At 60.5% G+C, this 14235-nt stretch carries 13 protein-coding genes; 7 read left to right on the top strand and 6 right to left on the bottom strand.

The features are described from left to right. Nucleotides 1-20 precede the first annotated feature (20 nt). The 6 genes from hisS (at nucleotide 21) to AC3WN7_RS21635 (ending at nucleotide 6901) form a co-directional block, all read left to right on the top strand. On the top strand, nucleotides 21-1310 hold the full coding sequence (hisS, locus tag AC3WN7_RS21610) for a histidine--tRNA ligase (RefSeq protein ID WP_102674861.1): 1290 nt from the start codon (nucleotides 21-23) through the stop codon (nucleotides 1308-1310). A 41-nt stretch (nucleotides 1311-1351) separates the two neighbouring features. Next, the gene (locus tag AC3WN7_RS21615) at nucleotides 1352-1993 is read left to right on the top strand and encodes a tetratricopeptide repeat protein (protein ID WP_095964824.1); all 642 of its coding nucleotides are present in this window, start codon (nucleotides 1352-1354) and stop codon (nucleotides 1991-1993) included. Continuing rightward, a complete protein-coding gene (bamB, locus tag AC3WN7_RS21620; protein WP_095964825.1) occupies nucleotides 1986-3137 on the top strand; it encodes an outer membrane protein assembly factor BamB in 1152 nt (383 codons plus the stop codon). The genes AC3WN7_RS21615 and bamB overlap by 8 nt, the downstream gene beginning before the upstream one ends. Before the next feature lie 232 nt (nucleotides 3138-3369). Further along, on the top strand, nucleotides 3370-4842 hold the full coding sequence (gene der, locus AC3WN7_RS21625) for a ribosome biogenesis GTPase Der (RefSeq protein ID WP_007973987.1): 1473 nt from the start codon (nucleotides 3370-3372) through the stop codon (nucleotides 4840-4842). A gap of 131 nt (nucleotides 4843-4973) precedes the next feature. Next, nucleotides 4974-6122: a pyridoxal phosphate-dependent aminotransferase gene (locus tag AC3WN7_RS21630; RefSeq protein WP_095964826.1), complete on the top strand. Its 1149-nt coding sequence runs from the start codon at nucleotides 4974-4976 to the stop codon at nucleotides 6120-6122. After that, on the top strand, nucleotides 6110-6901 hold the full coding sequence (locus AC3WN7_RS21635; RefSeq protein WP_095965126.1) for an amidohydrolase: 792 nt from the start codon (nucleotides 6110-6112) through the stop codon (nucleotides 6899-6901). The genes AC3WN7_RS21630 and AC3WN7_RS21635 overlap by 13 nt, the downstream gene beginning before the upstream one ends. Nucleotides 6902-7103: 202 nt before the next feature. Here AC3WN7_RS21635 and leuA read toward each other — a convergent pair whose 3' ends face one another. The 4 genes from leuA to AC3WN7_RS21655 all read right to left on the bottom strand — a co-directional run bounded on the left by leuA (nucleotide 7104) and on the right by AC3WN7_RS21655 (nucleotide 12372). After that, nucleotides 7104-8783: a 2-isopropylmalate synthase gene (gene leuA / locus AC3WN7_RS21640; protein ID WP_095964827.1), complete on the bottom strand. Its 1680-nt coding sequence runs from the start codon at nucleotides 8781-8783 to the stop codon at nucleotides 7104-7106. A gap of 451 nt (nucleotides 8784-9234) precedes the next feature. After that, a complete protein-coding gene (locus AC3WN7_RS21645) occupies nucleotides 9235-10056 on the bottom strand; it encodes a M23 family metallopeptidase (protein ID WP_095964828.1) in 822 nt (273 codons plus the stop codon). Between the two features lie 3 nt (nucleotides 10057-10059). Continuing rightward, nucleotides 10060-11439, bottom strand: a complete 1380-nt coding sequence (gene xseA, locus AC3WN7_RS21650) for an exodeoxyribonuclease VII large subunit (protein WP_008053235.1) — start codon at nucleotides 11437-11439, stop codon at nucleotides 10060-10062. 42 nt (nucleotides 11440-11481) lie between these two features. Beyond that, nucleotides 11482-12372, bottom strand: coding sequence for a LysR family transcriptional regulator (locus tag AC3WN7_RS21655; RefSeq protein ID WP_095964829.1), 891 nt, complete (start codon nucleotides 12370-12372; stop codon nucleotides 11482-11484). A 100-nt stretch (nucleotides 12373-12472) separates the two neighbouring features. Between AC3WN7_RS21655 and AC3WN7_RS21660 the strand changes: the two genes are divergently transcribed. Next, nucleotides 12473-13240 (top strand): sulfite exporter TauE/SafE family protein, encoded by a 768-nt coding sequence (locus AC3WN7_RS21660; protein ID WP_095964830.1) that lies wholly within the window; start codon nucleotides 12473-12475, stop codon nucleotides 13238-13240. 139 nt (nucleotides 13241-13379) lie between these two features. Here the strand turns inward: AC3WN7_RS21660 and AC3WN7_RS21665 are convergent, their stop codons facing one another. Together AC3WN7_RS21665 and AC3WN7_RS21670 are read right to left on the bottom strand one after the other, a co-directional pair. After that, nucleotides 13380-13787, bottom strand: a complete 408-nt coding sequence (locus AC3WN7_RS21665) for a DNA polymerase III subunit chi (protein WP_102674862.1) — start codon at nucleotides 13785-13787, stop codon at nucleotides 13380-13382. An 8-nt stretch (nucleotides 13788-13795) separates the two neighbouring features. After that, entirely contained in the window at nucleotides 13796-14224 is a 429-nt protein-coding gene (locus AC3WN7_RS21670; protein WP_102674863.1) for a DNA polymerase III subunit chi, read from the bottom strand. Between the last annotated feature and the right edge of the window lie 11 nt (nucleotides 14225-14235).

Here is a 14235-nt window from a genome sequence, read left to right on the forward strand (position 1 = left end):
AACGAATTTAAGGATTTAAAGTGAGCAAGTCATTGCAAGCCATTCGTGGCATGAACGACATCTTGCCCGAACAGACCCCCCTGTGGCGTCATTTCGAAGGCACCGTTTCGCGTCTGCTGGATAACTACGGTTACAAGCAGATCCGCATGCCGATCGTCGAGTTCACCGAGCTGTTCAAGCGCTCCATCGGTGAAGTGACCGACATCGTCGAAAAAGAGATGTACACCTTCGACGACCGCAACGGCGACTCCCTGACCCTGCGCCCTGAAGGCACGGCGGCCTGTGTGCGCGCGGTGCTGGAGCATGGCATCACCGGCGGTGGCCAGGTTCAGAAACTCTGGTACATCGGCCCGATGTTCCGCCACGAACGCCCGCAGAAAGGTCGTTATCGCCAGTTCCACCAGATCGGTGTCGAAGTGTTCAACCTCGACGGTCCGGACATCGACGCCGAGCTGATCGTGCTGACCTGGCGCCTGTGGGGCGAACTGGGCATCCGCGATGCGGTAAAACTCGAGCTCAACAGCCTGGGTACCAGCGAATCCCGTGGTCGTTATCGCGAAGCACTGGTCGAATACCTCTCGGCGCACATGGACAAGCTCGACGAAGACAGCCAGCGTCGCCTGAAAACCAACCCGCTGCGGGTTCTTGATACCAAGAACGCCGACACCCAGGCGGTATTGGTCGATGCGCCGAAGATGGCCGACTACCTCGACGAAGAATCCCGCGTGCACTTCGAGGGCCTCAAGGCTCGCCTGGACGCCGCCGGCATTCCCTACGTGATCAACCCGAAGCTGGTTCGCGGGCTGGATTACTACAGCAAGACCGTTTTCGAATGGGTCACCGACAAGCTCGGCGCCCAGGGCACTGTGTGTGCTGGCGGTCGTTACGACGGCCTGGTAGAGCAGATGGGCGGTAAGCCGACTGCCGGTGTTGGCTTTGCCATGGGCATCGAACGCCTGGTGTTGTTGCTGGAAACCCTGGGGCAGATTCCGGAGGAAATCTCCCGTCAGGTTGACGTCTACCTCTGCGCCTTCGGTGAAGCCGCCGAACTCGCCGGGCTGACCCTGGCGGAGCGCGTCCGTGACCAGTTGCCCAACCTGCGCCTGCAAGTGAATGCCGGCGCCGGCAGTTTCAAAAGCCAGTTCAAGAAGGCCGACAAGAGCGGTGCGTTGTACGCGCTGATCCTCGGTGACGACGAAATGGCCCAGCAAGTGGTAGGTTTCAAACCCCTGCGTGGCCAGGGCGAACAACAAAGCATTGCCTGGGATGCGCTTGCAGCGCACCTGGCCACCTGCGTCGTGCAGGGTTGAAGCTGTCTAAACAGCCGAATTAGCGATTAAGGAGTATTGGGGTGTCGAGTACCGAAGACGAACATTTGATGGAACTGAAGGAATGGTGGTCACGCAACGGTAAGCCCCTGGTCACTGGCGGCCTGTTGGCGTTGGTCATCGTGTTCGGCTGGCAGGCGTTCCAAAAGTATCAGAGCAATCAGTCGCAAGGCGCCTCGATTCTCTATCAGCAATTGCTCGAAACCACGCTGACGCCTGACGGCAAGCCTGATGCGGCCCGTGTTTCGGACCTGGCCGGCAAGCTTAACAGCGAGTACGGCGGCAGCGCCTACGCGCAGTACGGTAGCCTGTTCGTGGCCAAGGTCGCGGTCGACAGCGGCAAGCTGGACGACGCGGCCACCGAGCTCAAGGCCATTGTCGCCAAACCGGCCAACCCGGCGCTGGGCGAAATCGCCCGTCAGCGTCTGGCCCAGGTACTCGGCGCGCAGAACAAGGCCGACGAAGCCCTGAAGCTGCTCGAAGGCGATGCCGACAAGGCATTCCTGGCCACTCGCGAAGAACTCAAGGGCGATCTGCTGGTGCAGTTGGGTCGTACCGACGAGGCGAGCGCGGCGTATCAAAAAGCCAAGGCGGCACTGTCGGATGAAGCGGCGGTCGGTGGCCTGCAAATCAAGCTGGACGACCTGGCCAAAGGGGATGCGTGACGTGATTCGTTGGAAACATGCAGCATTGCTGGCCCTGGCCATTTTGGCCGCGGGTTGCAGCAGCAACAGCAAAAAAGAACTGCCTCCGGCCGAACTGGTCGACTTCAAGGAAGAAGTGGTTCTGCAAAAGCAGTGGAGTCGTTCGATCGGTGACGGTCAGGGCGAAACCTACAACATGCTGGTTCCGGCCATCGATGGCGATACCATCTATGCCGCCGACGTCACTGGCGTGTTGATGGCGATGGATCGCCACACGGGCGACGTCAAATGGAAGAAAGATCTCGAGCTGCCTGTTTCCGGCGCTGTCGGCGTTGGTTACGGTCTGGTCACGATCGGTACGATCAAGGGTGAAATCGTTGCCCTGGACGCGATCAACGGTGAAGAGAAGTGGCGCGCTCGCGTGTCCAGCGAAGTGCTGGCACCACCAGCCAACAACGGTGACGTTGTGGTGGTTCAGACTCAGGACGATCGCCTGATCGGCCTGGATGCCTCCACCGGTAATCGTCGCTGGATCTATGACAGCACGCCTGCGGTTCTGACCCTGCGGGGCACCAGTGCGCCGATCGTGACCAACCGCCTGGCGGTGGCTGGCCTGTCGACCGGTAAAGTGGTTGCCGTGGACATCTCCAACGGCGTACCAGTGTGGGAACAGCGTGTAGCGATCCCGCAAGGTCGTTCGGAGCTGGAGCGTGTGGTCGATATCGACGGTGGCTTGCTGCTGTCGGGCGAGACGCTGTATGTCGCCAGCTATCAGGGGCGCGTTGCCGCTCTGGACCTGCAAAGCGGCCGTCAGCTCTGGCAGCGTGATGCTTCCAGCTACGCCGGTGTCGCCCAAGGCTTTGGCACCGTTTATGTAAGCCTGTCTTCGGGTACCGTTGAAGGCGTCGACGAGCGTTCCACCACAGCCTTGTGGAGCAACGATTCGCTGGCCCGTCGTCAACTGTCGGCCCCGGAAGTGTTCTCCAGCTACGTTGCAGTCGGTGACCTGGAAGGTTACCTGCACCTGCTGAGTCAGGTGGACGGTCGATTCGTCGGCCGCGAGCGCATCGACAGCGACGGCCTGCGTGCCCGTCCGCTGGTGGTGGGTGACACGATTTATGTGTATGGCAACAGCGGCAAACTGGAAGCCCTGACCATCAAGTAACGACTATGCTTGGGTTTTAACCCCCAAGCGGCTTCACCGTTTGTAGGACTGTAGGAGCGAGCTTGCTCGCGATGGACGTTAACGATGACGTTGGCGGCCTGAATAAACGCGGTGTCTTGGCGTTTTTCGCGAGCAAGCTCGCTCCTACAAATGACAACGTGATTGCCCCGAGCACCAGCCGCTGCCTCGCAGCGGCTTTTGTATTTTCTGAAATAACGAAGTGGAGAGCCGCATGGTTCCCGTAATCGCCCTGGTGGGCCGACCGAACGTCGGCAAGTCCACCTTGTTCAACCGCCTGACCAGGACTCGTGACGCCATCGTCGGCGACTTGTCCGGTCTGACCCGTGATCGCCAGTACGGTGAGGCCAAGTGGCAAGGGCGTTCCTACATTCTGATCGACACCGGCGGTATCTCCGGTGACGAGCACGGTATGGACGAAAAGATGGCCGAGCAGTCGCTGTTGGCCATCGAAGAAGCCGATGTCGTTCTGTTCCTGGTAGATGCCAAGGCCGGTTTTACCGCCGCCGACCAGATGATCGCCGAGCATTTGCGCAAACGTAACAAGCGTTCCCACGTGGTCGCCAACAAGGTCGACAACATCGACCCGGAAATGGCCCGCGCCGAATTCGCCCCGTTGGGCATGGGCCATGCGATCCCGATCGCCGGTGCCCACGGCCGTGGTATCACCCAGTTGCTGGAAGCGGCACTGAGTGAATTCCCGCGTGACGAAGACGAGCCGCAGGAAGGCGAAGAGGAAGAGGTTGTCGCCGAAGGCGAGGAAGCCAAGCGCATTCCTGGCCCAAGCGAAAAAGACGGGATCAAGATCGCGATCATCGGCCGTCCGAACGTCGGCAAGTCGACCCTGGTCAACCGCATGCTCGGTGAAGATCGGGTCATCGTCTACGACCAACCCGGCACCACCCGCGACAGTATCTACATCCCGTTCGAACGTAACGACGAGAAGTACACGCTGATCGACACGGCCGGTGTGCGCAAGCGCGGCAAGATCCACGAAGAAGTCGAAAAGTTCTCCGTGGTCAAAACCCTGCAGGCGATCAAAGACGCCAACGTGGTGATCTTCGTGATGGACGCCCGCGAAGGTGTGGTCGATCACGACCTCAACCTGTTGGGCTTCGCCATTGAATCGGGTCGTGCGCTGGTCATCGCGATCAACAAGTGGGACGGCATGACGCCGAGCGAGCGCGACTTCGTGAAGGTCGAGCTGCAACGTCGGCTGTTCTTCGTTGACTACGCCGATATCCACTTCATCTCGGCCTTGCACGGCACCGGCGTGGGCAACCTCTACGCGTCGGTACAGAACTCGTTCAAGTCTGCGGTTACCCGTTGGCCGACCAGCCGCCTGACCCAGATCCTCGAAGATGCGGTCAGCGAGCACCAGCCGCCAATGGTCAACAGCCGCCGGATCAAGCTGCGTTATGCCCACCTCGGTGGTGCAAACCCGCCAATCATCGTGATCCACGGCAACCAGATCGAGAAGGTACCGAAGTCCTACGTGCGCTACCTGGAAAACACTTACCGCCGTGTCCTGAAGCTGGTCGGTACGCCGATCCGCATCGAGTTCAAGGGTGGCGAGAACCCGTACGAAGGCAACAAGAACACGCTCACCGACCGTCAGGTCAACAAGAAGCGTCGTTTGATGTCGCACCACAAGAAGGCCGACAAGAAGCGTCGCGATAAGCGATAAAAGCAGCTGCAAGCTTCAAGTCAAAGCGAAAAGGGGCCTTTCCAAGGCCCTTTTTTGCGTCTGGAGGTTTGGCGCTTGACCACTTGCAGCTTGCAGCTTGAAACTTGCAGCTCACCTGCAAGGGGTTATCGATGATCACCAGCAAGCTGCCGAATGTCGGCATCACCATCTTCACGCAGATGTCTCAGCTCGCGGCACAGACCGGCGCGCTCAATCTGTCCCAGGGCTTTCCCGATTTCGCGGCCCCGCAGGCCCTGTGCGATGCGGTCGGCCGGCATATCGCCAGTGGCCACAACCAGTATTCGCCGATGACCGGCCTGCCGGTGTTGCGTCAGCAGATTGCGGTGAAGATCGCCCGCAGCTATGGCACGCAGGTGGATGCGGATACTGAAGTGACGGTCACCCCAGGCGCGACCGAGGCGATTTTCTGTGCCATTCAGGCGGTTATCCACAGCGGCGACGAAGTCATCGTGTTTGATCCGGCCTACGACAGCTACGAGCCCTCGGTAGAGCTGGCCGGCGGTCGTTGCGTGCACGTACAACTGGGCTTGAACGATTTCAGTATCGACTTCGAGAAGCTTGCCCAGGCACTGAGCCCGCGCACGCGGATGATCATTCTCAACTCCCCGCACAACCCCAGTGGCGCATTGATCAGCCGTGCCGAACTCGATCAGTTGGCCGCCATGATCCGCGATCGCGACATTTATGTGATCAGCGACGAAGTCTACGAACACCTGGTGTACGACGGTGTACCCCATGTCAGCGTGCTGGCCCATGAAGAGTTGTATCAGCGTGCTTTCGTGGTCAGTTCGTTCGGCAAGACCTACCACGTCACCGGCTGGAAAACCGGCTACGTGGTCGCACCGCCGGCCCTGACGGCGGAGTTGCGCAAGGTGCACCAGTACGTCAATTTCTGTGGTGTGACGCCGCTGCAATATGCCTTGGCCGACTTCATGGCCGAACACCCGGAGCACGTCGAAGAGCTGCCGGACTTCTATCAGGCCAAGCGTGATCTGTTCTGCGATCTGCTGGTGCCGTCGCGTTTCAGTTTCACCCGGGTGACCGGCACCTATTTCCAGTTAGTCGACTATTCGCAGATCCGCCCGGACCTCAATGATGTCGAGATGGCCCTGTGGATGACTCGCGAGCATGGTGTGGCAAGTATCCCGATTTCGGTGTTCTACCAGACACCGCCTGAAGGGCAGCGTCTGGTGCGGCTGTGCTTTGCCAAGCGTGAGGAGACCCTGCGTGAGGCGGCGGAAAAGCTATGCGTGATCTGAGTGCATTGCCGAACCTGACCGTGGCGCTGATCCAGACATCCCTGGCCTGGCACGACCGTCAGGCCAACCTGGAGCATTTCGAGTCATTGCTGGAGCAGTCTCGTGGCGCTGACCTGATCATACTGCCGGAGATGTTCACCACCGGTTTTTCCATGGAGTCCGAGACCCTCGCGGAATCGGAAAACGGCCCCACCAGCAAGTGGTTGCGGGCTCAGGCGGCAAGACTTGATGCCGTGATTACCGGCAGCGTGATCATCCAGGCCGCCGACGGCAGTCATCGCAATCGCCTGTTATGGGCACGCCCGGATGGCGAGGTGTTGCATTACGACAAGCGTCACCTGTTCCGCATGGCCGGTGAGCATAACCACTACACCCCGGGCGAGCGCCAGGTGCAGTTCGAGTTAAAGGGCTGGCGCGTGCGGCCGCTGATTTGCTACGACTTGCGCTTCCCGGTGTGGAGTCGTGACGCTCAGGACACGGATCTGCTGCTGTACACCGCGAACTGGCCGGGTGCGCGACGCCAGCATTGGAACCGTCTGCTGCCGGCGCGGGCGATCGAGAACCTGTGCTACGTGGCGGCGGTGAATCGTATTGGTTCAGATGGCAAGGGCTTTGCCTATACCGGTGACAGCCAGGTGCTGGATTTCCAGGGTGAGACGTTGCTGAGCGCAGGAGAGGCGGATGGGGTGTTTCAGGTCGTTCTGAATGCCGCAGACCTTCAAGCTTATCGCACACGGTTTCCGGCGAATCTGGATGCCGATACCTTCGAGTTCACCTGAGATTTTCGCTGCCTGACAGGGCCTCTTCGCGGGCAAGCCCGCTCCCACAGTTGACCGTTGCGAACACAAATTTTGTGTACGCCCACATACCCTGTGGGAGCGGGCTTGCCCGCGAAGGGGCCAGTTCAGACAACACAAAACAAGCAGGCAAAAAAAGGCCCCGAGGTTCACACCCCGGGGCCTTTTGCGTTTCAGCGGTGACTTACGCCGCTTTCGCTTCCGGCTGGCTCAGCGAACGGTTCAGCGCGCTGAACAGGGCCTTGAAGCTGGCGGTGGTGATGTTTTCATCGATGCCGACGCCGTGCACCGCACGTTCACCGTTCACGCGCAGTTCAATGTAGGCCGCGGCCTTGGCATTGGTGCCCGCGCCAATGGCGTGCTCGTTGTAGTCCATGATTTCCACCGGGATCGGCAGACCGGCCACCAGCGCTTCCAGGGCACCGTTGCCCTTGCCGCGCCAGTGCAGGTTGGTCTCGCCCTGGCCTTTACTGGCCACTTCCACTTCGACGGCGCTGTGACCGTTTTCTTCCTGCAGGCGATGGCTGACCAGCGCGTACGGGGTGTTGGCCTGCAAGTACTCGCTGTGCAGCAGCGCGTGGATTTGCTGGGCGGTCATCTCAAGGCCCAGGCGGTCGGTTTCACGTTGTACGACCTGGCTGAATTCGATCTGCATGCGACGTGGCAGGCTGATGCCGTATTCCTGCTCCAGGAGGTAGGCGATGCCACCCTTGCCCGACTGGCTGTTGACGCGGATGACCGCCTCGTAGCTGCGGCCGATGTCAGCCGGGTCGATCGGCAGGTACGGCACTTCCCACAAGGCATCGGATTTCTGCTGGGCGAAGCCCTTGCGGATCGCATCCTGGTGCGAGCCGGAGAACGCGGTATGCACCAGGTCACCGACGTATGGGTGACGCGGGTGTACCTGGATCTGGTTGCACTCTTCGACGACTTTGCGCACGCCATCGATGTCGGAGAAGTCCAGCTCAGGGTTCACGCCCTGGGTGTAGAGGTTCAGGGCCACGGTCACCAGGTCGACGTTGCCGGTACGCTCGCCGTTGCCGAACAGGCAGCCTTCGACACGGTCGGCGCCAGCCATCAGGCCCAGTTCGGTGGCGGCAACGCCGGTGCCACGGTCGTTGTGGGTGTGCAGGCTGATGATCACGCTGTCACGACGGTTGATGTGACGGCCGAACCATTCGATCTGGTCGGCATAGATGTTCGGGGTCGCGCATTCGACGGTGGCCGGCAGGTTGAGGATCATCTTGTGCTCAGGCGTCGGGTTCCAGACTTCGATGACCGCGTCGCAGACTTCCTTGGCGAACTCCAGCTCGGTGGCGCTGAAGGTCTCCGGCGAGTATTCGAAGGTCCACTCGGTGTCCGGCTGCATGGCTGCGTATTTGACGAACAGCTTGGCGGCGTTCACGGCGATGGCCTTGACCCCGTCCTTGTCCTGGTTGAAGACAATGCGGCGGAAGGAAGGGGAGGTCGCGTTGTACAGGTGAACGATGGCTTTCTTCGCGCCGCGCAGGGATTCGAAGGTGCGCTCGATCAGGTCTTCACGGCCCTGGGTCAGCACCTGGATGGTGGTGTCGTCCGGGATGTGGTTGCCTTCGATCAGGGTACGGACGAAATCGAAGTCGGTTTGCGAAGCGGCCGGGAACGACGCTTCGATTTCCTTCACGCCGACCTGCACCAGGGTTTTCCAGAAGCGCAGCTTCTTGACGGCGTCCATCGGCTCGATCAGCGACTGGTTGCCGTCGCGCAGGTCGGAACTGCACCAGATCGGCGCGGCGGTGATGGTTTTCGATGGCCAGGTGCGGTCCGGAATATCGATGGTCGGGAACGCGCGGTATTTCGAAGACGGGTCTTTGAGCATGCTCATCGGGAAATCCTTATTGTGTGGGCCGAAAAAAGGCGGCCTGCCGGTGGATCAAAAGTTCTTGGACTGACGCTTGGGGCGAGGCACCACGATTCAGCCCGGCAGTCGTGCGCTGACAAGGCACAGGCTGCGGTGCTGGCGGAGCTGAATGAGGGTGTGAGAGGTTTTCATGCCTTCAACCCTAACCTTGGGGGGGAAGGATGGCAAGCAGTCGAAAAAAATTGAGAGGAATACTCGTGGGTGAGTGTTTATCGAGATTTTATTGCTGTGATTGGTAATGATTGTTCTGTTGTTTGCGCGAGGTTTGAGTGGTGCGCAATTGGAGGGAACGGCAACCTTGGATCTTCTGGTGACTGGAATGCCGCCTTCGCGGGCAAGCCCGCTCCCACAGGTACAGAGCAATCCCTGTGGGAGCGGGCTTGCCCGCGAAGAGGCCATCAGCCTCGGCGAAGATTCAGGGCTGAAACGCACCAATGAAGATAGCCGGATCCACCCGCGCATCGTTCAGGCTGATGTTCCAGTGCATGTGCGGCCCTGTCGCCCGGCCGGTCGCGCCGACCTTGCCGACCACACCACCCCGGGCCAGTTGCTGCCCCACCTTCACGTCGATTTTCGACATATGGCAGAACATGCTGATGAAGCCCTGACCATGGTCGACGAACACCGTATTGCCATTGAAGAAGTAGTTGCCGATCAGGATCACCTTGCCCGCGGCCGGGGTCTTGATCGGCGTGCCGGCGCCCACGGCGAAATCCAGGCCCGAATGAGGGTTACGCTCCTCACCGTTGAAGAAGCGCCGCACGCCAAACTTGCTCGACAGCGGACCGTTCACCGGTTTGTCCAGCAGCAGGTTGCTTGGCGTATTGGGGCTGAACGTGCGGTAAGCGGCAATCTGCTCGGCCAGTTCACGCTCGATGCGCTTGAGGTTTTCCGGGTCCGGATTGACCTGCTGGGTGTTTTTCAGGGTGATGCGTTGTTCCGGGTATTTCTTGTCGCCAACCGTAAAACTCAGATTGCGACCACCGCTGTTGATCGATTGGGGCCCCGGCTTGACCGTCAGAGGCACACCGACTATGGCCAGCCAGTTGTTCTGCTCCTTCACGACCAGCACGGGTTTGCCTTGATAACTGGCTTTTGGCGCCTGGGCGGACGGGCCCAGATCCACCACCGCCACGCCGCCCGGTACCGGTTTGTTCAACAGGCGGGTGATGTAGCTGTCGGCGTGGGCGTTGAAGGTCAGGAGCAGCAACAGCAATGGAGCCAGGAAACGCGGCATGGATCAGTCCAGTAAAGAAAGGGTGACAGGCGTCAGGTGGTTGTCTTCGACCCGCACTTGCAGTTCGCCTTCGCCCAGCTTGGCTTTCAGGCGCTGGCCGGTGTGGGTTTGCGCGGCGTTGCGGATCGCGTTGCCGCGCTCGTCCAGCAAGATGCTGTAGCCACGGCCGAGGGTCGCCAGCGGGCTGACCACATGCAGGGTCTGCATCTGGCTGTGCAATTGCAGACGCCGGTTCTTCAGCCCTTCGCGGATGGCGCGCGGCAGGCGTTCGGCCAGGCTGTCGAGGCGCTGGCGCAACATTGCCAGTTGCCGGCCAGGATGCTGTGCGGCCAGACGGGTTTCCAGACGGATCAAGCGTTCGCGACGGGTGTTGAGGCTACGCTCGAACGCGCGGCGCATGCGCATGTCCAGGTCATCCAGGCGTTGCGCTTGCTGGCGCAGGCGCTCGCCGGGATGGCGCAGGCGGCGAGAGATACCTTCCAGGCGTAGGCGGTCGCGCATCAAACGGTCACGCATGCGCATCACCAGACGGCGGTGCAGGCTCTCGACCCGACGCACCAGGTCACTGGAGTCCGGAGCCAGCAATTCGGCGGCAGCGGAAGGGGTGGGCGCGCGAACATCGGCGACGAAGTCGCTGATCGACACGTCGGTTTCATGACCTACTGCGCTGACAATCGGCGTCACGCAAGCGTCCACGGCACGGGCCACGGCTTCTTCGTTGAAGCACCAGAGGTCTTCCAGCGAACCGCCACCCCGGGCCAGGATCAGGGCGTCGAAACCCCGGGCATCCGCCAGTTTCAGCGCACGGACAATCTGTGCGGTGGCTTCGCGGCCCTGTACGGCGGTGGGGATCAGCGTCAACTGCACCTGCGGTGCGCGACGGCGGAACACGCTGATGATGTCGCGGATCACTGCCCCGGTGGGCGAACTGATGATGCCGATGCGTTGCGGATGCGCCGGTAGCGGGACCTTGCGCTCGGCACTGAACAGGCCTTCGGCGCTGAGCTTTTCCTTGAGTGCATCGAAAGCCAGGCGCAAGGCGCCATCGCCGGCCGGCTCCACGGTGTCGAGGATCAGTTGATAATCCCCGCGCCCCTCGAACAACGAGACCTTGCCGCGCACTTTGACCGCCAGCCCGTCCTTCAAGGCCTGGCGAACCCGGGCCGCGTTCTGCCGGAACAGCGCGCAACGCACCTGGGCGCCGCTGTCCTTGAGGGTGAAATACACGTGGCCGGACGCCGGGCGGGCGAGATTGGAGATTTCGCCCTCTACCCAGATGTTGCTGAACACGTCTTCGAGCAACACCCGCGCGCGGCCGTTGAGCTGGCTGACGGTCAGGACTTCGCGGTCCAGGCCGAGTCTTGCAAAGGGATCTTTAATCATGGGGCGCAGTTTAAAGGCATTCTTCAAGTGAATGCACGACCCCTATATGACCAAATGCTCGAGGAACTGTTGAACCAGTGCTGTGGGGTGTTTGCGGTACGCCAGAGCGACGCAGCTATGGCTTCCGGGGTCTGCCAAAGGCAGGAAACGAACGTTGGGCGGCGCAATGTCTCGCATCGATTCCGGCAAGAGGGCGATACCAAATCCCGCCTGGATCAGTTGCAGTTGCGTGGTTTTACGCGAAATTACCCGAGCTGCTTTGGGAAAGAAGCCTTGGCGCATGCACAACTCGGCAGAAAGGTAGCTTAGACCGCCTCGCTGGGGATGAGGGATGGAAATAAACGCTTCGTCGCGTAGCTGCCCCAGGTTGATCTTCTGCCCGGATTTGTCCCTCGCCAGCCAGTGATCGGGCGGGACTGCCACCAGCAAAGGTTCGTCGTACAGCGGGTCGATTTGCACCTCTTCACACTGACGCAGCACTGGCAGGCGCAATAGGCCGATGTCCAGTCGGCCGTCTGCCAACTCTTGCAGCTGCGCCTCGGAAGACAACTGAGCGATGTCCATGGACACGCCGGGATGATGTTCGAGATAACGGCCGACGCTGCGCAGCAGTCGGCCGCTCATGGGCACAGTGCTGGAATGGCTCAAGCGCAAGGTGCCGTGTTGACCTTTGCCGATCCTGGTGGCCGTCTCGCTGGCTTTGATCAGCTCGCTCAACAGGTTTTTGGCACGGGGTAAGAAAGCCTCACCCGCTGGAGTGAGCTGGGGCCGCCGCGCAGTACGTTCGAAAAGTGGGGTTTGCAGGTGGACTTCCATGTCCTTGATTTGCCGGCTCAGGGCCGATTGGGCGATGAACAGGCGCTCGGCTGCGGCGCCGAAGCTGCCGCATTCAGCGATTTCAACGAAGTAACGCAGTTGCCGGGTTGAAAGCACAAGGCATGCCTTTTTGAGATGGGTTGGTGGCTTTGATGATATTAGTCGCAACGCTCAGCGATGGCTAAAGTCAGCGAACTTAAAGTAGAGGAACGCTGCAATGAGCGTATTGACGTTGTTGAACCAATGGCCTTTCAGCGCCATGGACTGGCTGGTCATCGGCGCGGGTATCGCCCTGGCCTACATTGTGTTCGGCATCGCCGGGTTCGGTACGGCGTTGATCGCGGGGCCGATTCTGATTCTGTTCATGCCGCTGTCGAAGATCGTGCCGTTGCTGGTGTTGCTCGATTTCGTCGCGGCATTCGGCAACCTGTTGCCTTCGCGGCGGGATGTCGCCCGGCCGGAGCTATTGCGGCTGCTGCCGTGCATGGCGGTGGGCTGCACGCTGGGGGTGATTTTCCTGCTGAACCTCAAGTCCGATCTGTTGCTGCTGTTGATGGGGCTGTTTATCAGTGCCTATGCGATCTACAGCCTGTGGGTCAAAACCCGCCCGACGCAGTTGTCTGCCGTGTGGGCTCTGCCGATGGGCACTGTGGGCGGGATGTTTGGCGCGTTGTTTGGCAGCGGCGGCTTTCTCTATGCGATCTATCTGAACAGTCGGTTGCCCAAGGAGGCGGCCCGGGCCACCCAGAGCGCACTGATCAGTTGCAGTACGGTGGTGCGATTGAGTCTGTTTGCAATCGCCGGTGTGTATGCCGATCTGCCATTGCTGGTGCTGGCGGTGTGTCTGTTGCCGGCGATGGTGCTGGGGCTGTGGATTGGGCGGCGCCTGACCATGCGGATGTCCCGCGAGGGGTTCGTGCGTCTGGTGACGTGGCTGGTGCTGGCCAGCGGGATTGCGTTGATCGGGCGCTATCTCAGCACCTGAAGATTCAACCTGTTGCAGGGGGCTTTTTGTGGGAGCGAGCTTGCTCGCGATAGCGGTCAAACAGACACATCAATGTTGAATATGACGCCCTCATCGCGAGCAAGCTCGCTCCCACAGAAGAGCCCTCACCGCAAGTTGTTCAATCGTTGTACTGGCTCAACAACCGCTCCAGTCGTGCACTGAGGCGGCGTTTGATTTCGGTCTCGATGTGCGGGGCGAAATCGTCGATCACGTCTTGCATGATCAACTGCGCGGCGGCGCGCAGTTCGTTGTCCAGGTGCAACAGGTCATCCGGGTTCTTGCTGGCGGCAGGCGCCGGCGCAGCCGCGATGACCGGTTCTACGATCGGGGCGGGGGTTGTCGGTTCGACGGGCGGCGAAGGCTCGCTGACCGCGTCGAACAACATGGGAATCTGTTCCTGGTCGCCTTCCTCGACCGTGTCGGTCAGCAGGGGCGGTTGCAGGTTGTCATCGCCGAGCAATTGGCGGATCGACTCAAGGTCGTCCAGCAGGTGCGCGGACTGTTGCAGCGGTTTTGGAGTGTCCATTGGAAGGCTCAGAGTCGCTGTAAACGGTGATCTTGCAGAGGATAGCCCTGTTCGCGGTAGAAACGGAAACTCTCCCGCGCGGCCTGGCGAATCGTCGGGTCTTCCACCACCACTTCCGCCACGCGGGCGAAACGCTGGGCGAAGGCCGGGACTTTCAGGTCGAGATTGACCAGCAAGTCCTGATGCTGACCGCAATCGTCACCCAGACCCAGGACAATCAAGCCATCCGGTTCGTTTTCGGCGGGGCCGTGGGGAACGAAGCTTTCACCCTTGAACGTCCAGAGGCGTGCGTCGAGATCGTTGCGTTGGGCCGCGTCACTGCAATGCAGGTAGACACGGTGCCCTATGCGCCAGGCCTTTTCGGTGAGCTTGCAAGCGAAATCCAGGCGTGCCGAAGGATCGGCGCTGGGCAGGATATAGAAGTCGACTTTGGTCATTGCGGTTCCTG

The organism is Pseudomonas sp. FW305-70 (assembly GCF_058783925.1).

Coding starts and splice junctions, on each gene's coding strand:
- bamB (WP_095964825.1), top strand. CDS start 1,986: ATGCGTGACGTGATTCGTTGGAAACATGCAGCATTGCTGGCCCTGGCC.
- der (WP_007973987.1), top strand. CDS start 3,370: ATGGTTCCCGTAATCGCCCTGGTGGGCCGACCGAACGTCGGCAAGTCC.
- AC3WN7_RS21630 (WP_095964826.1), top strand. CDS start 4,974: ATGATCACCAGCAAGCTGCCGAATGTCGGCATCACCATCTTCACGCAG.
- AC3WN7_RS21635 (WP_095965126.1), top strand. CDS start 6,110: ATGCGTGATCTGAGTGCATTGCCGAACCTGACCGTGGCGCTGATCCAG.
- leuA (WP_095964827.1), bottom strand. CDS start 8,783: ATGAGCATGCTCAAAGACCCGTCTTCGAAATACCGCGCGTTCCCGACC.
- AC3WN7_RS21645 (WP_095964828.1), bottom strand. CDS start 10,056: ATGCCGCGTTTCCTGGCTCCATTGCTGTTGCTGCTCCTGACCTTCAAC.
- xseA (WP_008053235.1), bottom strand. CDS start 11,439: ATGATTAAAGATCCCTTTGCAAGACTCGGCCTGGACCGCGAAGTCCTG.
- AC3WN7_RS21660 (WP_095964830.1), top strand. CDS start 12,473: ATGAGCGTATTGACGTTGTTGAACCAATGGCCTTTCAGCGCCATGGAC.
- AC3WN7_RS21665 (WP_102674862.1), bottom strand. CDS start 13,787: ATGGACACTCCAAAACCGCTGCAACAGTCCGCGCACCTGCTGGACGAC.
- AC3WN7_RS21670 (WP_102674863.1), bottom strand. CDS start 14,224: ATGACCAAAGTCGACTTCTATATCCTGCCCAGCGCCGATCCTTCGGCA.